The sequence below is a fragment of the Mesorhizobium sp. CA13 genome, from assembly GCF_020165235.1.
Classification (GTDB): Bacteria; Pseudomonadota; Alphaproteobacteria; order Rhizobiales; family Rhizobiaceae; genus Mesorhizobium.
Window position 1 is genome coordinate 1,015,159 of record NZ_JAIUHS010000001.1, and the last position, 21,834, is coordinate 1,036,992.

Annotated in this window: 22 protein-coding genes; 12 read left to right on the forward strand and 10 right to left on the reverse strand. The window is 65.5% G+C overall.

The genetic code is table 11. From position 1 onward, the window contains the following. Positions 1 to 127: 127 nt before the first annotated feature. From LB566_RS05055 to LB566_RS05080, 6 genes are all read right to left on the reverse strand, one after another. Positions 128 to 1,387 carry an ABC transporter substrate-binding protein gene (locus tag LB566_RS05055; RefSeq protein ID WP_224623535.1) on the reverse strand — a complete coding sequence of 420 codons (1,260 nt, stop codon included), beginning with the start codon at positions 1,385 to 1,387 and terminating at the stop codon, positions 128 to 130. A gap of 63 nt (positions 1,388 to 1,450) precedes the next feature. Then, a complete protein-coding gene (locus LB566_RS05060) occupies positions 1,451 to 1,882 on the reverse strand; it encodes a DUF4440 domain-containing protein (protein ID WP_224623536.1) in 432 nt (143 codons plus the stop codon). Beyond that, entirely contained in the window at positions 1,879 to 2,934 is a 1,056-nt protein-coding gene (locus LB566_RS05065) for an aldo/keto reductase (RefSeq protein ID WP_224623537.1), read from the reverse strand. Before LB566_RS05065 ends, LB566_RS05060 begins: the two co-directional genes overlap by 4 nt. After that, the gene (locus tag LB566_RS05070) at positions 2,931 to 3,290 is read right to left on the reverse strand and encodes a TIGR04076 family protein (RefSeq protein WP_140551228.1); all 360 of its coding nucleotides are present in this window, start codon (positions 3,288 to 3,290) and stop codon (positions 2,931 to 2,933) included. The genes LB566_RS05065 and LB566_RS05070 overlap by 4 nt, the downstream gene beginning before the upstream one ends. A 1-nt stretch (position 3,291) precedes the next feature. Beyond that, positions 3,292 to 3,789: a DUF3830 family protein gene (locus LB566_RS05075; protein ID WP_224623538.1), complete on the reverse strand. Its 498-nt coding sequence runs from the start codon at positions 3,787 to 3,789 to the stop codon at positions 3,292 to 3,294. Next, positions 3,790 to 4,518 (reverse strand): GntR family transcriptional regulator, encoded by a 729-nt coding sequence (locus LB566_RS05080; RefSeq protein WP_140638486.1) that lies wholly within the window; start codon positions 4,516 to 4,518, stop codon positions 3,790 to 3,792. A gap of 145 nt (positions 4,519 to 4,663) precedes the next feature. Here LB566_RS05080 and LB566_RS05085 point away from each other — a divergent pair, with 145 nt between their 5' ends. From LB566_RS05085 to LB566_RS05105, 5 genes are read left to right on the forward strand one after another with little or no spacing between them, the layout of a single operon-like run. After that, positions 4,664 to 5,464 (forward strand): ABC transporter ATP-binding protein, encoded by an 801-nt coding sequence (locus tag LB566_RS05085; RefSeq protein WP_224623539.1) that lies wholly within the window; start codon positions 4,664 to 4,666, stop codon positions 5,462 to 5,464. After that, entirely contained in the window at positions 5,461 to 6,228 is a 768-nt protein-coding gene (locus LB566_RS05090; RefSeq protein ID WP_224623540.1) for an ABC transporter ATP-binding protein, read from the forward strand. The genes LB566_RS05085 and LB566_RS05090 overlap by 4 nt, the downstream gene beginning before the upstream one ends. Then, positions 6,225 to 7,133 carry a branched-chain amino acid ABC transporter permease gene (locus LB566_RS05095; RefSeq protein ID WP_224623541.1) on the forward strand — a complete coding sequence of 303 codons (909 nt, stop codon included), beginning with the start codon at positions 6,225 to 6,227 and terminating at the stop codon, positions 7,131 to 7,133. The genes LB566_RS05090 and LB566_RS05095 overlap by 4 nt, the downstream gene beginning before the upstream one ends. Next, the gene (locus LB566_RS05100) at positions 7,130 to 8,107 is read left to right on the forward strand and encodes a branched-chain amino acid ABC transporter permease (RefSeq protein ID WP_224623542.1); all 978 of its coding nucleotides are present in this window, start codon (positions 7,130 to 7,132) and stop codon (positions 8,105 to 8,107) included. The genes LB566_RS05095 and LB566_RS05100 overlap by 4 nt, the downstream gene beginning before the upstream one ends. Then, complete coding sequence (locus tag LB566_RS05105; protein ID WP_318012819.1) at positions 8,104 to 9,402, forward strand: FAD-dependent oxidoreductase; 1,299 nt, start codon at positions 8,104 to 8,106, stop codon at positions 9,400 to 9,402. The genes LB566_RS05100 and LB566_RS05105 overlap by 4 nt, the downstream gene beginning before the upstream one ends. Before the next feature lie 31 nt (positions 9,403 to 9,433). Here LB566_RS05105 and LB566_RS05110 read toward each other — a convergent pair whose 3' ends face one another. The 4 genes from LB566_RS05110 to LB566_RS05125 are packed head-to-tail and all read right to left on the reverse strand — an operon-like array spanning position 9,434 to position 13,786. Next, on the reverse strand, positions 9,434 to 10,090 hold the full coding sequence (locus tag LB566_RS05110) for a GntR family transcriptional regulator (protein ID WP_224623543.1): 657 nt from the start codon (positions 10,088 to 10,090) through the stop codon (positions 9,434 to 9,436). A 19-nt stretch (positions 10,091 to 10,109) separates the two neighbouring features. Next, the gene (locus LB566_RS05115) at positions 10,110 to 11,429 is read right to left on the reverse strand and encodes an aspartate aminotransferase family protein (protein ID WP_224623544.1); all 1,320 of its coding nucleotides are present in this window, start codon (positions 11,427 to 11,429) and stop codon (positions 10,110 to 10,112) included. Further along, positions 11,430 to 12,488 carry a phosphotransferase gene (locus tag LB566_RS05120; RefSeq protein WP_224623545.1) on the reverse strand — a complete coding sequence of 353 codons (1,059 nt, stop codon included), beginning with the start codon at positions 12,486 to 12,488 and terminating at the stop codon, positions 11,430 to 11,432. After that, complete coding sequence (locus LB566_RS05125) at positions 12,485 to 13,786, reverse strand: ArgE/DapE family deacylase (protein WP_224623546.1); 1,302 nt, start codon at positions 13,784 to 13,786, stop codon at positions 12,485 to 12,487. Before LB566_RS05125 ends, LB566_RS05120 begins: the two co-directional genes overlap by 4 nt. A gap of 177 nt (positions 13,787 to 13,963) precedes the next feature. On the opposite strand from LB566_RS05125, the gene LB566_RS05130 reads away from it, so the two are divergent. The 7 genes from LB566_RS05130 to LB566_RS05160 all read left to right on the forward strand — a co-directional run bounded on the left by LB566_RS05130 (position 13,964) and on the right by LB566_RS05160 (position 21,783). Further along, entirely contained in the window at positions 13,964 to 14,608 is a 645-nt protein-coding gene (locus LB566_RS05130; protein ID WP_224623547.1) for a GNAT family N-acetyltransferase, read from the forward strand. Further along, a complete protein-coding gene (locus LB566_RS05135; RefSeq protein WP_224623548.1) occupies positions 14,605 to 17,328 on the forward strand; it encodes a LuxR C-terminal-related transcriptional regulator in 2,724 nt (907 codons plus the stop codon). Before LB566_RS05130 ends, LB566_RS05135 begins: the two co-directional genes overlap by 4 nt. Before the next feature lie 83 nt (positions 17,329 to 17,411). Continuing rightward, positions 17,412 to 18,533: a class II histone deacetylase gene (locus tag LB566_RS05140; RefSeq protein ID WP_224623549.1), complete on the forward strand. Its 1,122-nt coding sequence runs from the start codon at positions 17,412 to 17,414 to the stop codon at positions 18,531 to 18,533. 4 nt (positions 18,534 to 18,537) lie between these two features. Further along, positions 18,538 to 19,395 carry an urea ABC transporter permease subunit UrtB gene (urtB, locus tag LB566_RS05145; RefSeq protein ID WP_224623550.1) on the forward strand — a complete coding sequence of 286 codons (858 nt, stop codon included), beginning with the start codon at positions 18,538 to 18,540 and terminating at the stop codon, positions 19,393 to 19,395. Next, a complete protein-coding gene (locus LB566_RS05150; protein ID WP_140551240.1) occupies positions 19,392 to 20,378 on the forward strand; it encodes a branched-chain amino acid ABC transporter permease in 987 nt (328 codons plus the stop codon). The genes urtB and LB566_RS05150 overlap by 4 nt, the downstream gene beginning before the upstream one ends. Next, complete coding sequence (locus tag LB566_RS05155) at positions 20,375 to 21,079, forward strand: ATP-binding cassette domain-containing protein (RefSeq protein WP_224623551.1); 705 nt, start codon at positions 20,375 to 20,377, stop codon at positions 21,077 to 21,079. The genes LB566_RS05150 and LB566_RS05155 overlap by 4 nt, the downstream gene beginning before the upstream one ends. 2 nt (positions 21,080 to 21,081) lie before the next feature. Further along, positions 21,082 to 21,783 (forward strand): ABC transporter ATP-binding protein, encoded by a 702-nt coding sequence (locus LB566_RS05160; RefSeq protein ID WP_140551242.1) that lies wholly within the window; start codon positions 21,082 to 21,084, stop codon positions 21,781 to 21,783. Positions 21,784 to 21,834: the final 51 nt, after the last annotated feature.

Sequence of the window (21,834 nt, forward strand, 5' to 3'; positions counted from 1 at the left end):
GCATAAAAACAAAGACCTAAAGCGCGTCGCATGAATCCGTTTCGGCGCGACGCGCTTTGGACCGCGGGAGCGGCATTGCGAGCAGTCCGGCATGGAGCGACCGGTGCCGGACTGCCGATGTGACGGCCTACTGGAGCTTCGCCTGCAGGGCATTGACGTCGTCGGTGGTCATTTCACCGTCGGTCGTCACCTTCCCGTCGACGATCTTCCACAAGCGGAACGGACCGGTGATGTCGCCATATTTGTCGAAGGCGACCGGGCCGATGACACCTTCGTAGCGGATCGGCTTGCCGTCCTTGATCAATCCGAGCGCCTTGGCGAATTCTTCCTTGCCGGCAAAGATCGGCGCGCCGGCCGGATCGACCGCCTTGTACATGGCGTCCTTGATCTTGGCCGGATCCTCTGAGCCGGCGATGGCGATTGCCAGGCCGACAATGGCGCCGGCATCATAGGAACGGTCGGCCGCGGGATTCGAAGGCTCGATGCCCGAGAACGCCTTGTAGTTCTTGGTGAAATAATCGGTGGAGGCGGTCGGGCTGGTGCCGGAGGAGGTGCCATAGGCCTCCTTGAGATAGTCGGCGCCGACGGACTCGATGAAATCAGGGCTGTTCATGCCGTCATTGAGCAGGAATTTCTGCACGCCGCCCTGCGAAATCCAGGTACGGGCGACGGTGGCGCCGTCAACCGGCGTGCTGACGAGGTAAAGCCCGTCCGGCTCGCCGGCCATGGCCGCCGTGACTTCCGAGGCATAGCTCGACTGCTTCTCGTTGTAGGGCGTGTCGGAGACGACGGTGCCGCCGAGCGCTTTGTAGGCGCGCGAGAATTCGGCCACCATGTTGACCCCGAAATCATTGTTGACATGGATGATCGACAGCTTCTTGAAGCCCTTGTCGATGGCGTATTTGGCAGCGGCCACGCCTTGCAGCGCATCCGAGGTGATGGTGCGGAAGAAGATGCCGTTGGTCTTGCCGTCGCGCCCGAGCGCGGTCAGCGTCGGCGAGGAGGACGCCGGCGAGACCTGGACGATCTTGGCCGGTGCGGTGACCGAGGTCAGGATCGGGATCGACACCGAGGAGATGATGCCGCCGATGATCACCGGCACCTTCTTGACCTGAACCAGCTGGGTCGCCGCATCGACGGCGATATTGCCCTGGCTCTGGCTGTCGCGCGTGTCGGTCACCAGATCGCAGCCGCGAACGCCGCCGGCGTCGTTGATGTCGCGGAAGGCCATCTCGACCGATTTTGCGCCGGCCTGGCCGTATTCACCGGCCGGTCCGGTCAATTCCATGACGAGGCCGACCGTGATCTTGCAGTCGGCGGCATGGGCCGCGCCGGCGAGCGTCACGAGAGCGAGCGCGGTGGTGAGTTGGAGTATCGTCTTTCTCATTGTTGTTCCCCTTGAGCTACACGAATTGAGTTACACGAACCAAATTTCACGTCTGGAGCCTGTTCAGCTTTCCGGCACCTGCAGCCAGGTTTCATGCAGATGTCGCCATTCGACGCCGTTGGGCGCCGATGGATTGGTGGTGAAGAGCGCACTCGACTGACGGCGGCTGTGCTTGCCGCCCCGCAACTGCGCCTCGACATAGAGCACGACGATCGCGTCGCCGGTTTGCCAGCCCGGCCGGATGTCCTCGATCGAGATGGCGAAGGCTTCGTCACAGGAAGCGCGGCTCGTGCGGACGTGGTCGACGACCGCATCGCGATCGAGGACCTTGCCGTCCGGCGTGACCATGGCCAAGCCTTCGCCCATGACGCGTTCGAAGCGGCTGAAATCGGCCTTGTCGGCGCGCGATGCGACGAACCAGTCGACGAAGAAGCGATGCAACTCGACGATCTCGGTGCTGGCCCGCGAAAACAGGCTTTCGATGGCGGTGCTCATGGCCGGGCCGCGTTGAGATTGTAGTGCATGATCGAGCCGTGGCGGCCGTGACGGTCGCGCTCCAGCGTGTAGACGTCGCCGAGGGGACCGCGGCCCTGGGCGATCACGGCGCCGATCTCTGCCCGGTCCTCGGTCCCGAGCGCCACATCCATGATTTTCGCATTGGCCAGCGCATGCGCCTGGTTGCGGGCGCCGACGATGACGGCCGCCACCTGCGGCTGCTCGAGCACCCAGGCGCTGGCGACAGTGGCGATGTCGACGCCGTGGCGATCGCCGATCCGCTTCAGCACATTGAGCAGGGATTGGAAGAGCTCCCAGCCGCCGAAGTCGTCGATGATCAGCTTATATTTGACCAGCGAGCGGTTTTCGAGCGGCATGTCCGGCTCGGCGACGCCGAGCCATCTGTCGCCGAGAAAGCCGCCGGCCACCGAACCGTAGCAGAGAAAGCTGACGCCGTTGCGTGCGGCGAGCGCGGCGAGGCTCGCCGCCGGGCGCTGGTCGAGGACGGAGTATTGCAGTTGCTGGCTGACGACTGGCACGCCCGCCGATAGGATCTCGCCGAGACGCTGCGTATCGAAATTGGTGGTGCCGACATTGCGCACCTTGCCTTCCAGCCGGAGCTCGTCGAGCCAGCCCATCGCGTCGACATAGCGAGGCACCGAATAGTCCCACCAGTGGAACTGCACGAGGTCGAGCCGCTCGGTCTTCAGCCGCCGCAGAGACTGGTCGACGATGCCTCTGATGTAATCGCGACTGATGCCGGCGAGCCGCTCGAGGTCCGGCACCAGCTTGGTGTGGACTCTCATCCTGGCGGCGGCATCGAGGCCACGTTCGTTGGCCAGACGCAGCCGCGCCGCTCCGATAAGCTCCTCGACGCCGGTGTAGATATCGGCGCAGTCATAGGTCCAGATGCCGGCGTCGAAAGTGGCGACCAGATCGGCCACCGCCTGCTGACGGTCGACCGCGCCGTGGCCGCCGGCCAATTGCCAGCCACCGCGAATGACGCGCGAGATGGTGTAGCCGGGGCTGAGTTCGAAAGTCTTGGCGGTCATCTCTCTCCACTCTCCTTCGGCAGCGGCACCGCCGTGGTCTCGGCGTGGCTGAACCGCCGTTTGCCGGTCCTGACGATCCTGAGCCTGCTGGCGCAATTGGGATCGGGACAGGCGATCTCGGCATCCGAGGTCATCCAGTCATTGGCATGGGTGGGGCGTTGCTTTGCCGCCAGCAGCGGCAGCACGGCCGCTATGGAATAGATCGAGAATCCCTGGCCCGCCGGCATCGACAGCATCTCGCCCTTCAGCTCGAAATAGTCGCCGGGCCTGGCGCCGCAATAAACCGGCTTGCCTTGGGGGACGACGGCCTCGACGCGGAGGTCGAAAAGTTCGAAGCTGTCGTCGCGTTCAGCCATTTCAGCTCTCCAGCCGCGTGAAGGTGACATCGCAGGCGCCGTTGCGGCGAATGATGCCGCAGGCAGAAGCGAACTGATCGCGTTCTTCGGGCAGCACCTGCGCAACGACGCTTCCCGCCAGCCAGCCGATCGGAAACAGCAAGCGCGCGCCTTGCCCGTAGAACAGGCCGATGTCGAAGATCGCATGCGGGTTGCCGCCCCACATGCGCGGCGGCACGTAGGAAAGCACGATATCGCCGGGCTGCGGCGTCAGCGTCGCGTTCTCCGCTGGCAAGGCCTGGGCAAAGGCCTCGCCCTTCAGATGTGTCGTGGGGATCGGACAGGAGATTTCCGGGCCGGTCCACATGGCATGAATGCCCACGACGACGCGCGGCTCGGCCAGATAGGACCACAAAAACGCGGCGTTCTCGGGTGCTTTTTCCGGCAGCAACTGCGCCGTCACCGACAGCTCGGAACGCGGCTCGGTGATCCTGATGGCGCGTCTGGTCATATCGGTCATTCACTCCGCCTTCGCCGTCAACTTCAGCTTGTCGCGCAGGAAAGCGAAGGGACGGCTGATGTCGGCCACCAGCGCCTCGCGCGCGGCCTGGGCGTCCTGTGCGGCAAGCGCGGCGACGATGCTGCGATGATAGTGAGCGGTGTCGACCTCGCCGGCCTCGGAAAAAGCATAGATCGCAACGCGGATGCATGGTCCCGACTGCAGCCAGAGGCTCTCGATCATCGGGATCAGCACGGCGGAACCGCAGGCGCGATAGATTTCGAAATGAAAACTCTGGTTGAGCGTCACCTCGCGATCGACATCCTTCTTGTGCTTCAGCGCCCGCATCTCGTCCCATTCACCGAGAATGGTTTCGATGGTGGCGATCTGGCGCGGATCCATACGCGCGGCGGCAAGCGCGATCGCCTCGCCTTCGATCAAGGCACGGGCGCGCAGCAGGTCGTCGATGCGTTCCAGCGTGATCGGCGGCACCCGCACCGACCGGTTGGGAAGCGCTTCCAGCGCCTTTTCCGTGATTAGCCGCCCGAGCGCCTCGCGCACCGGCATGGTGGACGTGACCAGCGCATCGGCAAGGCCGCGTATGGTCAGAACCTGGCTCGGCTCGAACAGACCGCCGATGAGCGCCCGGCGCAATTCGGAATAGACGCGGTCCTGCACCGTCTCGCGGCCGACCGGCGCGAGTTGCGCGGCGATGACCTCGTTGTTGCGCTCGACAGCAGCCCTTTGCATGGCGTTCCCGATCTCGGCCTTTTCGTCGGCCTGGCCTGTTTTCGGCTTGCGGAGAAAATTAAAGCTGATTAGCGTGATCAAAGCAAGCGTGATCACAAATCAAAAAATCAGAAAGCGGCAAAGGTCGCTTCGGCCAGAGGGCTTGATGAACGACACGGCGAAACGGCATGGGACGGAGACCCAGGCGCCGGTTCTGGCAGCGAAGAACGTCGTGCGGCGTTTCGGCGGCCTCGTCGCCGTCAACAACGTCTCGTTCGAGGTCCGCCCGGGCGAGATCCTCGGCCTGATCGGCCCCAACGGCGCTGGCAAGACGACGATGTTCGACCTGCTTGCCGGCAGCATCCTGCCGACAAGCGGCGAGATCCGTCTCAACGGGGCGCTCGTCTCCGGCGAAGCAGCGCATCTGCGCATTGGCCGCGGTCTCGGGCGCACCTTCCAAATTCCGCGGCCCTTGCCCAATCTCACGCTGATCGAAAACGTCATGCTCGCCGCGCAAGGTCAGGCCGGAGAGCGGCTGCTCGCCAATTTCCTGATTCCGTGGCGGGTCGCCGCCGAAGAGAAGGCAGCCGCCGAGAAGGCCGCCGAACTGCTTGAACTGGTCTCGCTCACCCGGCTGGCTGACGAACCGGCGCGGGTGCTTTCCGGCGGCCAGCGCAAACTGCTCGAACTTGCCCGCGTGATGATGGCCGACCCGGCCATCATCCTGCTCGACGAGCCCGCGGCCGGAGTCAACGCCACGCTGCTCGAAGTCATCATCGACCGCATCCGTGACATCAACAGAAGCGGCATCACCTTTCTTCTGATCGAGCACAACATCGACATGGTGACGCGGCTCTGCCATCGCGTCCTGGTGATGGCCGGCGGCGAGCTTCTGTGCGAGGGCACGGCCGACGAGGTGGCGCGCGATCCGCGCGTCATCGAGGCTTATCTCGGGGGCACGGCATGAGCGGAACCGTGCTTGACGTCCGCAACCTCGAAGCCGGTTACGAACCCGGCGTGCCGATCGTGCGCGGCGCCTCGATCACGGTGAGGAAGGGTGAAATCGTCATCGTTCTCGGCCCCAACGGTGCCGGCAAGTCGAGCCTGATCAAGGCAATTGCCGGTCTCGTCCCGGTCACCGGCGGTACGGTCCTCCTCGACGGCAAGGATATCACCACCGCACCGGCCCACACCATGGTGAGGCTTGGGCTCGCCTTCGTGCCACAGACGGAGAACGTATTTCCACTGATGTCGGTCGACGACAATCTCAGGGTTGCCTGCGGCATCATCGAGCGCCGCGAGGTCCCCGCCCGCATCGACGAGATGTACGCGACCTTCCCGGACCTTGCGCGCCAGCGCCGCATCGCTGCCGGCAATCTGTCGGGCGGACAGCGCCAGATGCTGGCCGTCGCACGGGCGCTGATCGTCCATCCCAAGGTGCTGGTGCTGGACGAGCCGTCGGCCGGCCTGTCGCCGAAATTCGTCTCGATGGTGTTCGAGATGCTGGCCGGCATCCGCAAGTCCGGCGTCACCATCCTGCTGGTCGAACAGAACGCCAAGGCAGCGCTCGCCATCGGCGACCGCGCCTATGTACTGGTCGAAGGTAAGGACCGGCACGAGGGCATTGCCTCAGAACTGTGGAGCGATCCGGTGGTCGCCGAACTCTATCTCGGCCAGCGCCCGAACAGCGCCGGCAAGGCCGCGCCTTCAGGAAACGGAAGTGCGGCATGAACCTGCAATTCATCGTCGACGGATTCCTGACGGGCTCGATGATCGGCCTCGGCGCCATTGGCGTGACGCTGACCTATTCGATCCTGCGCTTTTCGAACTTCGCCCATGGCGACTTCATGGCCTGGGGCACCTATGCGACGCTGGCCGTCGTCGGCGCCATCGGCGCCACGGTCGGCAAGGTGGCGCCGATCGCCCCGCTTTCCTTTGGCTGGCCGCTCATCGTCGCGCTGGTTGTCGGCATGGCATTCACCGCCCTGCTGGCGCTGCTGCTGGACAAGGTGCTGTTCGCGCGGCTGCGCTCTCAGGGCCAGGCCATCATCGTGGTGATGGCAAGCTTCGGCGCCTCGATGGCGCTGCGCAGCCTGCTCGAGTTCACCTTCACCTCACGGCCGACCTACTTCAGCCGCGCCATCCAGATCGCCATGCCGGTCGGCTTCGGCATCCGCATCACGCCCGACCAGATCGCACTTTTGCTGCTGACGGCGATTCTGGTGCTGGGCGTGCATCTGTTGATGACGCGCACGCAGACCGGCCGTTCCATGCAGGCCCTGAGCCAGAATGCGGCACTTGCCCGCATCGTCGGCATCGACGTCGCCAAGGTGGTGCGTGTCACCTGGATCATCGGCGCAGCACTTGCCTGCGTCGCCGGCGTGATGATCGGCATCCTGGTGCAGATCCGCCCGTTCATGGGTTTCGACATGCTGCTGCCAATGTTCGCCGCGGCCATTCTCGGCGGTATCGGCAGCATCCCCGGCGCCGTGCTCGGCGGGCTGATCATCGGGCTTGCTGAAGCGGGCGCCGTGCAGTTGATCGGCGCCGAATGGCGCGCCGCCGTCTCCTTCATCATCTTGATGGCGGTGCTGTTCGTGCGGCCGATCGGCCTTTTCGGAGTTCGGGAAAGATGATCGACCTCGTCGGCTACGGCGCATTCTTCCTGACCACGGCGCTGATCTTTTCGCTGGTCACGCTGGGGCTCAATCTGCAGTGGGGGCTGACCGGGCTCTTCAATGTCGGGCTCGCCGGCTTCGTCGCCATCGGCGCCTACACGTCGGCGCTGCTGACGACGCCGGACGATGCCGCGCGTCTGGGCGGTTTTGGGCTACCGATCCTGGCCGGCTGGGTCGGCGCCATGGTCGTCGGCGGCATCGCCGCGGCCCTGACGGGCATCGCCACGCTGCGGCTCAGATCCGACTATCTGGCCATCACCACCTTCGGCGTCGCCGTCGTCGTGCAACTGGTCGCGCTCAACGCTCAGAAACTGACCGGTGGGCCGTTCGGCATCGGCTTCATCCCGCGCCCTTTCGGCAGCCTCGCCGAGACGCCGCTGCTGTTCAACCTGTCGAACCTTGCCGTCGTCTCAGCGGTCACGCTGGTCGCCTATCTGGCGCTGGAGCACCTGTCCCGAAGCCCGTGGGGCCGGGTGCTGAGGGCGCTGCGGGAGGATGAACGGGCGGCGATCTCGCTCGGCAAGAGCGCGCGCTTCTACCGTGTCCAGGCCTTCGCCGTCGGCGGCGCCATCATGGCGCTGGCAGGCGCGTTGCAGGCGCATTTCACCGGCTTCATCGCGCCGGACAATTACCTGCCGATCCTGACCTTCCAGGTCTGGGTGATGCTCATCGTTGGCGGCTCGGGCAGCAATCCTGGCGCCGTCGTCGGCAGCATCCTGGTCTGGGGGATCTGGGCCGGATCGGGCACGCTGACCAGCGCGCTGTTCCCGCCGGAGCAACAGGCCCGCGCCGCATCTTTGCAGATCGTCGCAATCGGCGTCATGCTGTGCGTCATCCTCCTGGTCCGCCCCAACGGCCTGTTCGGGGAACGCCCGCGCCGGGCACGGCTCGGCACGCGGGCGAATGTTGCCGCCGGCAAGAGCGGCTCGTGACCGCAATGGCCCGGCAGGAAGCGCTTTCGCTGTGGCATGCGGTCAGCCGTGAGACCCGCCTCCGCCCGGCGTTGGAAGGCGAGCTTAGTGTCGACCTTGCCATCGTCGGCGGCGGCTTCACCGGGCTTTCGACCGCCCTGCATGCCGCGGCCAGAGGTCTTTCGGTCGCCGTTCTCGAGGCCGAAACCATCGCCTGGGGCGCTACCGGCAGGAATGCCGGCTTCGTCGTGCCGAACTTCGCCAAAATGGATCCGGATGCGATAAAAGCCCATCTCGGACCCGCGCGCGGCGAGAGGCTGATCGATTTCGCCGCCGGCAGCGCCGACCTGGTCTTCGGCCTGATCAGGCGGCACGGCATCGAGTGCGACGCGCTGCAGAGCGGATGGATCCAGCCCGCGCATTCCCCCGCCGCGCTCGAGAAGGTCAAATCACGCGCAGGGCAATGGGCGCAGCGCGGCCGGCCGGCCGTCGTCTTGGACCGCCAAGAAGTCGGGGCGCTGACCGGCGCGCGCGGCTATGCCGGCGGCTGGATGGACCGCTCCGGCGGCGTGCTCAATCCGGTCGCCTATGCGCGCGGCCTGGCCGATATGGCGCAAAAAGCCGGCGCGCGCCTGTTCGAGCACACGCGCGTCGCCGCGATCGACCCCATCGCGGACGGCTGGTCGCTGAAGACGCAAATGGGTTCGGTGCGCACCGGAAAGGTGCTGATCGCCACCAATGCCTATGGCGGACAGCTCAATCCGGGGCTTCGGAAAAGTTATTTCCCGCTGAAGATCTTCCAGATCGCGACGGCGCCGCTGCCGCGCGAGGTGCGCAGCCGCCTGTTGCCCGGCGGGCAAGGCGTCGGCGACACGAGACGCAATCTCTTCACCTACCGCTTCGATGCCGAGAACAGGCTGATCAGCGGCGGCATGCATGTCTTCGGCCTCGGTGCCGACCGACGCCTGCCGCAGACGATCCGGCGGCGGCTGGCCCGGCATCTCGAGCTCCCGGACCTGCCGCCACTCGCTTATGGCTGGTCGGGGATGGCAGCGGTCGAACCCGATTTCCTGCCCCACCTCATCGATCTCGGACCGGGGCTGATCGCCGGTCGCGCCTGCAATGGACGCGGGATCGCCATGACCACGGCCATGGGCAAGGTGCTTGCGGACTGGGCTGGCGGAACCGACGCCCGCGATCTGCCGCTGCCCTTTGCGCCGCCGTCGCCGATGCCGTTCCACAGCCTGCTGCGCTTTGCGCCGAACGCGCTGCTGCCGTGGAGCATGCTTCGCGACCGGCTGGACAAGACCGGATAGCCGAACGCCGGGCCGCGACGGGATCGCGTCGTCATTCGGCCGCGCGAAGATTCCCTGCCAGCACGGCTGCCGCCGTCGCGATGTCCTGTTCTATGAAGGCCCTGACGCCGGCGCCATTGCGCTGCGCCAACGCGGCGACGATCTTGCGATGCGCCTCGTTCGACTGGGGTATATAGCGCTCGGCCTGCATCAGGAGCTTGAGATAGGGGCCGACCCGTCCCCAGAGGTCACGGATCATGTTAAGCAGGATCGGCGCGCCGGCATGCCGGTAGATGGCGAAGTGGAAGGCCTCGTTGAGCGTGAGATAGGCCCCGGCGTCGCCCGCCTCGATCGCGCGCTGCATGCCCGCCAGCGTGGCCTGTATGTCGACCAGCCCGTCTTCGGTGATGCGCGAGGCGGCCATCTCGCCCGCCAGTCCCTCCACCGCGACGCGGATGCGCGTCAGTTCCTCGAAGGCGGGCGCAGACAGCAAGGGCACGATGACCGAGCGGTTGTTCTGCAACTCCAGAAGCCGCTCGGCGACGAGCCGTTGCAGCGCCTCCCGGATCGGCGTCGTCGAAATGCCGAACGTCTCGGCAAGCTTGCGGATGACCAATGTCTGGCCCGGGCTGAAGCCGCCCGAAATCAGCTCCTGCTTGAGCGCGCCATAGGCGCGGTCGTTCAGGGTCTGATGTTCGAGCTTCAGCATGTCGATCGCCGCCCCTTTCCTATCCCCAGCGCGACAGGGTGCGATCGAGCGTTTCGACCAGTTGCTCGGCATTGTCCCTGGCGAAGGGTAGCGGCGGTCTGATCTTCAGCACGTTGCCGCGCGGACCGCACGACGAGATCAGCACGCCATCCTCGCGCATCGCTTCGACGACCGCCGACGTCCTGGTGGAGGCCAGCGCCTCGTCTCCCTCCGCCGTCAACTCGACGCCGAAATAGAGACCGTTATGCCTGACATCGGCGACCATGCCGTGGCGACCCTGCAAGGCGCGCAGCAGCTCGCCCGTATAGGCCCCAACCATGCGGGCATTCTCGATCAGTCCCTCGCCTTGGATCACGTCGAGCACCGCGATGCCAACGGCGGCCGCGACCGGATTGCCGCCGAATGTGTTGAAGTAGCCGGTGTTGGAGCCGAAGGAGGCAACAAGCTGCGGCCGCACGATGACCGCGGCCATCGGATGCCCGTCACCGATCGGCTTGCCCATGGTCACGATGTCGGGCTCGAGGCCGTAATTGGCGAAACCCCACATGCCCTGGCCAAGCCTGCCGAAGCCGGACTGGACCTCGTCGGCAATGACGATGCCGCCCGCCTTCCTGACGTGATCGGCCGCCTCGCACATCACCGACGCATCGGGGAAGAAAATTCCGTCGCTGGAAAAGGCGGAGTCGAGCAGCAGCGCCGCCGGACGGATGCCTTGCGCACGCATGTCCTCGATGGCGGCGGCGACGTTCCTGGCGAAATCGCGCGCGGCCCGGCCTTGATCGCGAAACGTGTCCGGCGCCGCCACGGTCCTGTGCTGCGCGGGCACGCCCTTTGCCCCGACCGCTGCCGGCGACAGCTGCGCGGTGGCAATGGTGGCGCCATGATAGGCAAAATCGGTGATGATCACGCCGGTATTGCCGCTGGAATGCTGGGCGATGCGGATGGCGAGATCGTTGGCCTCGCTGCCGCTGCAGGTGAACATGGCATGACCGAGATGGGGCGGAAGCGTGCCGAGAAGTCTTTCGGCGTAGTCGAGGATGATTTCGCTGAGATAACGCGTATGGGTGTTGAGCGTGGCCGCCTGCCCCGACAGCGCCTCGACGACGCGCGGGTGGCAGTGCCCGACCGAGGCGACGTTATTGTAGGCGTCGAGAAACTTGCGGCCCTGGGCATCGTAGAGCCAGACGCCGCTGCCACGCACGAGATGGATCGGATTGCGGTAGAAGGCGCGATAGGTCGGGCCGAGCAGCCTGGCGCGACGCTCGAGCAAAGCACGTTCGGATGCTGATGCGCCGGCGTCGGCGGAGGCATTTGCGGGCGAGGATTGGGACACGAACATCTACTCCGGATTGGAATGATCGAGGAAATAGCGACGGGCGTCGCCATGTGACAGTCCGTCCAGCCGCTCGAGCGAGGCCCAGACCTCGGTGATGAGGCGCAGCACGTAATCGCGCTTGGCCGGAAAGCGCTCCGCCTGCCAGGTCGCGATGTTGGCGATGAGCGCCAGGCGGGCACGGATCAGGTCGAACAGGATGCCGATCTCCTCGGCCTCGAGCGGCTGCACCGATTGATAACCGGCGACGAAGCGCGCGGCGGGCGCCAGCGGGTGGCCGTCGGCCGGCCAGCGGTAGACGGCGCCGATGGCGAGATCGCAGATCAGCGGCGAATGGATCATGTCGCCGAAGTCGAGGATGCCGCTGACGATCTCCGGCCGCGATGCGTCCATCACCACATTGTAGGAATTCATGTCGTTGTGGACGATCTGGGCGCGCAGGCTGGGGATGAGGGGCGCGGCGTGCTCCTCGAAGGCATCGATGACGCGCTCGACCATGGCCCGATGCCCGGCATCGGCGATATGCGCCAGCATGGGCCGCGTCTTGGGGACCTTGCGGATATCCCACAAAAGGTCGCTGCCGGCGGCCGGATGGAAAAAGCCGCGCAGTGCCCGGGCAAGACGAGCGAGGAAGATGCCGAGATTGCGATCTTGCGCAGCCGATACCGGCGAGCGCGACAGCAACTGGCCGGGCAAATAGGTGACCAGGCGGACGATGCGCGGCTGCGAGCCGCCGATGCCGACGGTGAACTGCGCATCGCCATCGAGGCTTTTGCGCACTGAAGGAACCGGCAAGGTGGGGTCGACCGCAAGGATGTGGTCCAGCGCCTTGTTCTGGAAATCGGTGAAGCCGGCCTCTTCCGCCGGATGCGAGATTTTCAGGACAAACTCGCCATTGCCATCGGTGCGGACGTGGAAATTGTGGTCGCGCTCGCCAGGCAAGGGCTGAGCGGTGCCGACAAGGCCGTAGTGCCGGCTCAGGATGGCAAGCGCATCGGCGATCGAGACATCGGGCGCGTCCTCGGCCAGTGTCTCGCCGAATGCGTCCGTCACGGCGCCGGTCATGGCCTCGCCTCGGGGTCGACAGGCTCCAGCCCACACCAGTCGGCGATGAACAGCGCGATCGTCTGGGTCACCTTGCGCACGGAATCGAGGTCCACCGCTTCATCATAGCCATGCGGCATGCGGCAGATCGGGCCGTAGACGATGGCCGGCGTGTCGGCGTAAAGGCCGAAGAAGCGCGCATCCGTGGTGGCCGAGGTGACGTGTTCCTGCAGCGGCTCACCCCAGACGGCGGTATGGCTACGGCGCAGCACGGCTTCCATCTCGTCGGCGCCCTCCAGCACATAGCCCTCGGCCATGAAGCCATTGTAGGTCATCCTGGGCGGGCGGTTGGCCAGGAACGGATCGGCGCGGGCCGCATCGGCGATGCAGGCCTCGAGCTCGGCTCTCGCATCCTCCAGCTTCTGGCCGGGATAGGTGGCGACACGCATCTCGAACACGCAGCGCGCGGGGACGCTCGATGTCCATTCGCCGCCTTCGATCTTGCCGAGATTGAAACGGATCGGATGCGGGTGATCGCAGAAATGCCTGTCGTCGACCTTGCGCGCGTTCCAGACGATTTCGAGCTGCTTCAACGCCTGGATGATGAGGAAAGCCTTTTCGATGGCGTTGGCGCCGGCCGAGAAAGCGCCCGACGCATGCTGGGGATCGCCGTCGACCTCGACCCTAAACCAGATCGGGCCGACCTGCGCCCGCATCAGCTTCGGCTCCAGGGGTTCGGGGATGAAGGCGGCGTCGGCGCGGTAGCCGCGCTGCAGACAAGCGAGCGCGCCATTGCCGGTGCATTCTTCCTCGACCACCGATTGCAGGAAGACCTTCGCGGCCGGCTGATAGCCCAGGCTGCGCAATGCGGCCAGCGCGTAAAGGCAGGCCGAGAGGCCGGCCTTCATGTCGCCGGCGCCGCGGCCATGCATCCAGCCGTCCTCGATGACCGGGTCATAGGGGTCGCGCAGCCAGCGATCGAGTGGCCCCGTCGGCACGACGTCGATATGGCCGTTGAGGATCAGCGAGCGGCCGGTCGCGTTTCGCGGCGTGTGGGTGGCGACGACGTTGAAGGCGTCGTCATAGGAGACGGCGACGGGCGAAAAGCCTGGCAGGTCGCGAATGGCATCGACATCGACGCGCCACATGTCCACCGTATAGCCATCCGCTTCATACGCGGCTGTCATGAACGATTGCGCCGCGTGTTCTTCGCCCCGTTGCGAGGGAAAGCGCACGAGGTCCGCAAGGAATTCCACCTGCCGCGCGAAGCCGTCGTCGACCGCGTTCAAAATGGCCTCGTCCGCAATTCGCTCAGGCATGATATTCCGCTTTCCCTTCGATGGTGTATCATATCTCATATGCCATCTCTGTGAAATGCAAGGGACAGGCGGGCCAAAAATCTTGACCCACCCCGAGAACCCCTTGGCAGGCGAGCGCAGAGTTGGCATCAGCTTCCTGCATGCCGGTGTCACGACGCGGCGAAAGGTCGAGGACAGATGTTGGTCACCGAAGGCAGGTTGCCTGATGAAAACACCAATCTGACGGTCGGCTATCGGCGCGTGCCGGCCGGCAAGATCGTCAATGCGGTGACATGGATGGAAGCGCTCGCACCGGTGCCGGATCTCGCTCGGCCATTGACCATGACAAGGATCACGAAACCCGACAGTGCTTCCTACCGCACGATCTTCCTGGAGATCGGTGCACCCTGGCTCTGGGATCGCGCTGCCGAAATGTCGGATGCCGAGATCGCCACGCATTTCGCCGATCCGCGCCAGCACCTCTATCACGGCCATGATGAAAGCGGCGCCCATGTCGGCATGGTCGAATTCTTGGTGGCCGACGACGAGATCGAGATCACCTATTTCGGCCTGTTCCCCTCCGTGACCGGCCGTGGTTTCGGCAAGCGGCTGATGGCCGGCGCGCTCGACCTGGCATGGCGCCTCAAGCCCAGCCGCATCTGGCTGCACACCAGCAGCTTCGACCATCACAGCGTCATCGGTTTTTACAGGGCCTGCGGATTCGAGCCCTTTGCGACCGGCTTCGAAATCGCCGACGATCCCAGGATCAAGGGAACATTGCCGCGTGACGCGGCGCCGCAGATTCCCTTGATCGAGACGGAATGGTGTCCCCACGCCAGATGAAAACACCTTCACAACCAGCCAGCCAGGCATCGCTCCACCACCGCCGATGGGTACGGCGCGAGAGCATCCTGTCGACGCTGGACCGGCATGTCGACACCCGCATCGTGCTGTTTTCGGCGCCCGCCGGCTTTGGCAAATCGACCACGATGGCCCAATGGATGGCTGAAACGGCACGCCTCGGCCGGCTGACGGCATGGCTGTCCTGCGAGGCGAGCGACAATGACGAAGGCGCTTTCCTCGCCCACCTGGTGGGGGCGCTTCGCCATCTCGTGCAAAATCCGGCCGAACTCGATCTTGCGTTCCAGTCGAGCCCGATCCCGCAGCTCGATGTCGTGCTTGCCGCACTGGTCGCGGGCTTTGCCGCCCGTGAGGCCGACATCACCCTGTTCTTCGACGACTATCACGCCGTCGAAGCGCCGGCCGTGAAGCGCTTCATGGAACGGCTGACGCGGCAGGCGCCTGCCAATGTCGCCTTCGTCATCGGTTCGCGCAGCTTGCCCGACCTGCAGCTCGGCAAGCTCAGGGTGCTCGGCGACGTGTTCGAGATCGGGCCCGACGATCTGCGTTTCGCCTCATCCGAAGCCGAGGCGTTCTTCAACGACAAACTCGGCCTGAGCGTCAGCGCCACCACGGTGGAAACCTTGTGTTCCCGCGCGGAAGGCTGGGCAGCCGGCCTGCAGCTCGCTTCGTTGTCGCTGAGCGCCGCGCGTGCGCCTGAAACCGTCATCGGCAATTTCACCGGCGCCAGCCGCAACGTGGCCGACTTCCTGATGGGCGAAGTGTTCGGGGAACTGCCGCCCGACATTGCAAAATTCCTGCTCTACAGCTCGATCTTCGAACGCTTCTGCGCCGACGCCTGCCGCGCGGTGATGCGCGCTGCGGACGCGGAGGCGGCGATCACGGAAATCGAAACGCGCAATCTGTTCCTGGTGCCGCTCGACGACGAGCGGCGCTGGTTCCGCTACCATCATCTGTTCCGCGATTTCCTCAGCCGCGAAATGGAGCGGCGCGAACCGGAAATGATCGCGCCGCTGCATTTGGCGGCCTCGGAATGGTTCGGCGAACGCAAGATGCTGACCGAGGCGATCGGCCACGCGCTGGCCGCCGGCGACCAGGCCCGCGCGGCGGTGTTCGTCGAGAACAACGCGCTCGATCTCATCGCCCAATGCCAGCTGCTCTATGTGCGCCAGCTGCTGGCGCTGCTGCCAAAAAAACTGATCGACCAGCGCATCCGGCTGCAATTGGTCGTGCTGTGGCTGGCGGTGCACAGCAGCCAACCGGAGATTGCCAAGCAGACACTCGCCTCCTCGCGCAAGCTCGTCGAAAGCGGGCCTGCTGACGGCAAGGATCCGGGCACGCTGGCCGGCACCACGATCGAAGCCGAACTCGCGGTGCTCGATGCCGCGGTGCACAGCACTCTGGAGCAGTTCGAGGACGCGCGCGACACCGCATTGGCGGCCCTGCGCATCATCGCGCCCGACGCCTGGTTCATGGAGGGCGCCACCGCCAACGTCATCGGCTACAATCTCTATGCGCTGGGCGATCTCGATGGCGCACGCGCCGCGATTGATGCCGCGCGGCTGGCGCATGAACGAAGCGGCAGCCTGCTCGGCGTTACCATCGCCAACTGCTACATGGCTGTCATCGAGCGTTCGGCCGGACGGCTGCCCGCCGCCGAACGGCTGCTGCGCAACGCCATCATCGAGGCGAGGGCCCGGATCGGCGCCAATTCCTATGCCGAGGCGCTCGCCGGAACGCTGCTTGCCGAACTCGCCTATGAGACCAATTCCTCGGGCGAAGCCCTGGCGCTGGTGGAGAACCTCGGACCGCTGATCGAGGGCGCGGCGGTCATCGTCTATCCCTTGGCCAGCGTGCCGACATATGCCCGCGTGCTGCAATTGACCGGCCGCCCGGAGGCCGCGCTCGACATGCTCGACCGCGTCTACCAGCGCGTGCGCGGCACCGTGTACCGTCGCCTGGCATCGATGGTCCTGCATGACCGCATACGGATGCTGCTCGACCAGAACCGCAATGCCGAAGCGCGCGCACTGCTGACCGAGCACCGCGGTGACGCCGTAGCCCCGATGGCCATCACCACCGCCAACGAGTTCGAGTTCTTTGCCGAAGGCCGCCTGCTGACAGCCGAGAAAGCCCATGCCGAAGCGGCCGGGATTTTCGATGCTCTTCTGGCGCGGACCAGAAGCGGCGGACGCATCCGCCGGCACATACTGGCGCTGATCCTGCGCGCCAAGACGGCCAGTGCCAGCCATGACATGCGCGAAGCCGACCGTTATCTGCTCGATGCGCTGCGGCTTGCCCGACCGTCCGGCTTCATCCGCTCCTTCGTCGACGAGGGAAGGCTCGTCATCGAAGGCTTGATGCGGCTGCGTGCGGCGCAGGCAAAGTCGGATCCGGCACTGTCGGCCTATGCCACGCGCATCATCGATGCGGCGCAGACGATGGCCCTCGGGACGCGCAAGCCAGCCGCACCGGCCGCGGAGAAGGAGCAACTCACGCAGCGCGAGTCCGAACTGCTGCACTGCCTGACCGAAGGCATGTCCAATCGCGATATAGCGGTTGCCCTGTCGGTAAGCGAAACCACGGTGAAATGGCACCTGAAGAACATCTTCGGCAAGCTGGCCGTCACCAATCGCGTCCAGGCGGTGCGCGCAGCCCAGGCCGCCGAGAGCCGGCATGCCCCTCCGAAAGGAGGGGTATAGGCAACTGGCCAACCCATCCTTTCGGGTCGGGCGAAGCCTGCTCAGGCCTGTTAGCCTCGAAATCGTTTTGGAGGACGCTGCGGATGGCGACAGGTTACGTTTTTCACGAACAGCTGATGTGGCATGACACCGGCTCCAGCGCCGACATGATGCCTCCCGGCCGTTTCGTGGAGCCCGGCCGGCACCTGGAGTCACCCGGCTCGAAGCGCCGGCTCAACAATCTCATCCAGGTCAGTGGCCTGTCACGCCATCTCGTGCCGATCATCGCGGAGCCGGTTTCGGTCGAGGATCTGCTGCGCGTGCATACGCGTCGCCATGTCGACGACATCAGGATGCTCAGCGAACGCGGTTCCGGCTTCGCCGGGCCGCAGGCCCCGATCGGCCTCAACAGTTTCGACATCGCCCTTTTGTCCGCCGGCACGACCTATGCCGCCATGCGCGCCGTGCTGACCGGCCGTGTCGACAACGCCTACGCGCTGGCGCGGCCGCCGGGCCACCATGCCGAGCCCGACCAGGCCATAGGGAATTGCCTGTTCTCCAACATCGGCGTGTCCGTCCGCCGGCTGCAGCATGAGGGCCTGCTCGGCCGCGCCGCCGTGGTCGACTGGGATGTGCATCATGGCAATGGCACCGAGACGGTTTTCTATTCCGACCCCTCGGTGCTGACCATTTCCGTGCATCAGGACAATCTCTATCCGACCGGACGCGGCGCGCTCCGCGACAACGGCAAGGGGCCCGGCGAAGGCTATAACATCAACGTCCCGCTGCCGGCCGGCAGCGGCACCGGCGCCTATGAAGCCACGTTCGACCGCGTCATCGGCCCTGCCTTGCGCGCGTTCAAGCCGGACCTCGTCATCGTCGCTTCCGGTTTCGATGCGTCCGGCTTCGACCCGCTCGGCCGCATGATGCTCAACAGCGAATGTTTTCGCCGCCTTGCCGCACGCATGGTGGCCCTCGCCGCCGAAGTCTCGAACGGACGGCTGATGATGAGCCATGAAGGCGGCTATTCCGAAGGCTATGTGCCATTCTGCGGCCACGCCGTCATCGAGACGCTAGCCAATCACCGCACCGAGGTGGTCGACCCGCTGTCGGACCATATCGACGACTGGGCGGGGCAGGACCTGCAGCCGCATCAGGCAGCGGTGATCGATGCGGCCGAAGGCCTGCTCGCGGGCTTGTGCCAACGCCTCGCCAGCGCGGCCTGAAGCGATGGATTTCGCCATCACGACATTGCTCAATGCGCTGACGCTGATCAGCATCCTTATGCTGGTCGGGCTCGGACTCGCCATCAGCTTCGGCCTGATGAACGTGACCAATCTGGCGCATGGCGAGTTCGTCAGCGTCGGCGCCTTCGCGGTCTACTTCATCCAGAGCATGGGCGGCTCGTTCTGGCTGGGCCTGGCGGCCGCACCCATCGCCGGCGCCGTGGTCGGCTGCATCCTGGAATTCGCCATCATTCGCCACCTCTATTCGCGGCCGGTGTCGACGGTGCTTGCCACCTGGGGCGTCAGCCTCATCCTCCAGCAGGGGCTGGAACTGACCTTTGGCCTCGGCGCCAAGCCCGTGACGCCGCCGGTCGAGGGCACGCTCGACCTCTTCTTCACAGTCTATCCGGCCTACCGGCTGATCCTGATTGCCATCGCCATGCTGACCCTGCTCGGTGTCATCCTGCTGATCAGCCGGACGTCGTTCGGGCTCGACATCCGCACCGTCATCCAGAATCGCGAAATGGCGGAGGGCGTCGGCATCAACACGCGGCGCACCTATGCCATCGCCTTCACCTTCGGCGCGGCAATCGCGGGGCTGGCCGGCGGACTGGTCGCGCCGCTGGCGATCGTGCTGCCGCAGATGGGGGTGAACTATCTCGCCAACGCCTTCTTCGTCGTCATCGTCGGTGGCGTCGGCTCGATCGGCGGCCTCGTCGCCGGCAGCGTCTTCGTCGGTGGCTTGACCAGCATCCTCAACTACCAGATCTCGCCATCGCTGGCGCAGGCGGTCGTGCTGCTGGCGGCCATCGTCGCCGTGCGCGCGCGACCCAACGGCCTGTTCAACGGGGCTTCTCGATGATCGCCCGGGACCGCAACTGGCTGCTGATCTTCGGCGTCTGCGTGGCGCTTGCCATCGTCTATCCCTTCTTCGCCGACGGCTACCAGCTGACGGTGATCCGCGACGCGCTGATCTTCGGCCTGTTCGCGGCGAGCCTCGACTTCTTCTGGGGCCGCACCGGAATCCTATGTTTCGGCCACGCCGCCTTCTTCGGCATCGGCGGCTACATCATGGCATTGGTCACGCTCAATGACGCGATCCCCTTCGCCAGCCTTGTCGGCATCACAGGCGCGGTCGCGGGCGCGGCCTTCGTCGCCGCCATCATCGGCTACTTCCTGTTCTTCGGCGGCATCCGCGGCAGCTACTTCACCATCGTCACGCTGGCCATGGGCGTCATCTGCCAGCAGGCGGCCATCTCCTGGAGTTCGGTCACGGGCGGCGACAGCGGCCTGATAGGCATCCCGCCGATCGAATTCGATCTTGGCGGTCTGCATGTCGATCTCAGCCAGGACCTGCCGAGCTATATCTTCGTCGCGGCCATCGCGGCGGTGGCCGTGCTGACGCTGTGGTCGATCGGCCGTGGCCGCTGGGGCACGGTGCTGACCGCGATCCAGGACAATGAGGTTCGGGCAGCAGCACTGGGCCACAACGCTCCGCTGCGGCTGCTGGTGACCTTCATCGCATCGGCGGCAATCGCCGGGCTCGCCGGCGCGCTTTACGTCTGCATGGCCGGGCTGGTGGCACCGGACCTCTCCGGACTGCTTCTGTCGACGGAAGTCATCGTCTGGGTGGCGGTCGGCGGGCGCGGCACGCTGCTTGGGCCGGTGCTCGGCGCAATCTTCATCCAGCGCGCGCAGCAGCAGATCAGCAGCTTCAACCCGAGCCTGTGGCCGCTGCTGCTCGGCTGCGTCTTCGTCATCATCGTCTTCGTGCTGCCGGACGGCATCCTGTCGATCTATGCACGGCTGAAAAACCTGTTCAGGGCCCGGAGGCGCACGCAATGAGCGACGTCCTGCTCGAGGCCGAGAATGTCGGCATCCGCTTTGGCGGGCTGCAAGCGCTGGAAGGATTGAACCTTACCGTGCGCGACAAGGAACTCTGCTGCATCATCGGGCCGAACGGAGCCGGCAAGAGCACGTTCCTCAACGTTCTGACCGGCACGCTGCGCCCGACCAGCGGCAGCGTGCGTTTCCTCGGCCACGACATAGCCGGCCTGCCGCTGCACCGTATCGCCCGGCTCGGCATCGCCCGCAAATTCCAGATCCCGTCGGTGTTCCCCAGCCTGTCGGTGGAAGACAATCTGAAGGTGGCGCGCTGGGGCGCCCCCTCCCCGGCGCGCCCGGTCGGCGAGTTGATGGAGCTGGTCGCGCTCGGCAACCGCTCCGCCACGCTGGCCGGCGAACTTGCGCATGGCCAGAAGCAGTGGCTGGAGATCGGCATGGCGCTGGCGATCGAGCCGCGCCTGCTGCTGCTCGACGAGCCGACCGCCGGCATGACGCCGCAGGAGACGCTGGCGACGGCGCAGATGCTTTTGCGGCTCAAGGGCGAGTTCTCGATCGTCGCGGTCGAGCACGACATCCGTTTCGTGCGGGCGCTGAATTGCGAGACGCTGGTGCTGCACCAGGGGCGTCGGTTGCGCAGCGGCCCCTTCCACGACATCGAAGCCGACGAGATGGTCCGCGACGTCTATCTTGGGAGGCGCTGAGCATGCTGCGGACACTTGCCGTCTCGGCCGGCTATGGCCTGCTCCCGGTGCTGAACGGCATCGATCTCGGCGTCGCGGCGGGCGAAGTCGTCGGCCTGCTCGGCCGCAACGGCGCCGGCAAGACGACGCTGCTGCGCGTCATCGCCGGCGGTTTGAAGGCGAGCGGCGGCGCGGTGGTTCTCGGTGACCAGGACCTTACCAGTGCGCCGGCCTTCCGCCGCGCGCGCGCCGGCATCGCGCATGTGCCCCAAGGGCGCGGCATCTTCAACCAGCTCACTGTGCGACAGAACCTTGAAGTCGGCACCCGTGCCGCCAAAGATCGTGGCGACGGCGGCATTCCGGCCGACATTTTCGGCTATTTTCCGATCCTGCGCGAACGCGAGGCGCAAATCGCCGGCACGCTCTCGGGCGGACAGCAGCAGATGCTGGCGATCGGCCGTGCGCTGTGCGGCCTGCCATCGGTGCTGCTGCTCGACGAGCCCTCGGAAGGCATTCAGCCGAACATCGTCCAGACGATCGCCGAACTGGTGCCGCGCATCGCGCGCGAGCGCGGCATCGCGATCGTCCTGGTCGAGCAGAATCTCGATCTCGTCCTCAAGGCGGCGGACCGCTGTCTGGTGATGGAGAAAGGCAGGATCGTGCACGAAGGCCCGCCGGAGTCATTCGCCGACGAGAGCCTGCTCAAGGATTTGTTGGCCTTATAGGGCGCGCCTGAAGCGCCTGGAACCTGTTGACTTTGTAAGGCGTGCATGGGG

Coding starts and splice junctions, on each gene's coding strand:
- urtB (WP_224623550.1), top strand. CDS start 18,538: ATGGATTTCGCCATCACGACATTGCTCAATGCGCTGACGCTGATCAGC.
- LB566_RS05075 (WP_224623538.1), bottom strand. CDS start 3,789: ATGACCGATATGACCAGACGCGCCATCAGGATCACCGAGCCGCGTTCC.
- LB566_RS05135 (WP_224623548.1), top strand. CDS start 14,605: ATGAAAACACCTTCACAACCAGCCAGCCAGGCATCGCTCCACCACCGC.
- LB566_RS05140 (WP_224623549.1), top strand. CDS start 17,412: ATGGCGACAGGTTACGTTTTTCACGAACAGCTGATGTGGCATGACACC.
- LB566_RS05115 (WP_224623544.1), bottom strand. CDS start 11,429: ATGTTCGTGTCCCAATCCTCGCCCGCAAATGCCTCCGCCGACGCCGGC.
- LB566_RS05150 (WP_140551240.1), top strand. CDS start 19,392: ATGATCGCCCGGGACCGCAACTGGCTGCTGATCTTCGGCGTCTGCGTG.
- LB566_RS05130 (WP_224623547.1), top strand. CDS start 13,964: ATGTTGGTCACCGAAGGCAGGTTGCCTGATGAAAACACCAATCTGACG.
- LB566_RS05055 (WP_224623535.1), bottom strand. CDS start 1,387: ATGAGAAAGACGATACTCCAACTCACCACCGCGCTCGCTCTCGTGACG.
- LB566_RS05120 (WP_224623545.1), bottom strand. CDS start 12,488: ATGACCGGCGCCGTGACGGACGCATTCGGCGAGACACTGGCCGAGGAC.
- LB566_RS05110 (WP_224623543.1), bottom strand. CDS start 10,090: ATGCTGAAGCTCGAACATCAGACCCTGAACGACCGCGCCTATGGCGCG.
- LB566_RS05095 (WP_224623541.1), top strand. CDS start 6,225: ATGAACCTGCAATTCATCGTCGACGGATTCCTGACGGGCTCGATGATC.
- LB566_RS05060 (WP_224623536.1), bottom strand. CDS start 1,882: ATGAGCACCGCCATCGAAAGCCTGTTTTCGCGGGCCAGCACCGAGATC.
- LB566_RS05085 (WP_224623539.1), top strand. CDS start 4,664: ATGAACGACACGGCGAAACGGCATGGGACGGAGACCCAGGCGCCGGTT.
- LB566_RS05100 (WP_224623542.1), top strand. CDS start 7,130: ATGATCGACCTCGTCGGCTACGGCGCATTCTTCCTGACCACGGCGCTG.
- LB566_RS05070 (WP_140551228.1), bottom strand. CDS start 3,290: ATGGCTGAACGCGACGACAGCTTCGAACTTTTCGACCTCCGCGTCGAG.
- LB566_RS05125 (WP_224623546.1), bottom strand. CDS start 13,786: ATGCCTGAGCGAATTGCGGACGAGGCCATTTTGAACGCGGTCGACGAC.
- LB566_RS05090 (WP_224623540.1), top strand. CDS start 5,461: ATGAGCGGAACCGTGCTTGACGTCCGCAACCTCGAAGCCGGTTACGAA.
- LB566_RS05155 (WP_224623551.1), top strand. CDS start 20,375: ATGAGCGACGTCCTGCTCGAGGCCGAGAATGTCGGCATCCGCTTTGGC.
- LB566_RS05080 (WP_140638486.1), bottom strand. CDS start 4,518: ATGCAAAGGGCTGCTGTCGAGCGCAACAACGAGGTCATCGCCGCGCAA.
- LB566_RS05065 (WP_224623537.1), bottom strand. CDS start 2,934: ATGACCGCCAAGACTTTCGAACTCAGCCCCGGCTACACCATCTCGCGC.
- LB566_RS05160 (WP_140551242.1), top strand. CDS start 21,082: ATGCTGCGGACACTTGCCGTCTCGGCCGGCTATGGCCTGCTCCCGGTG.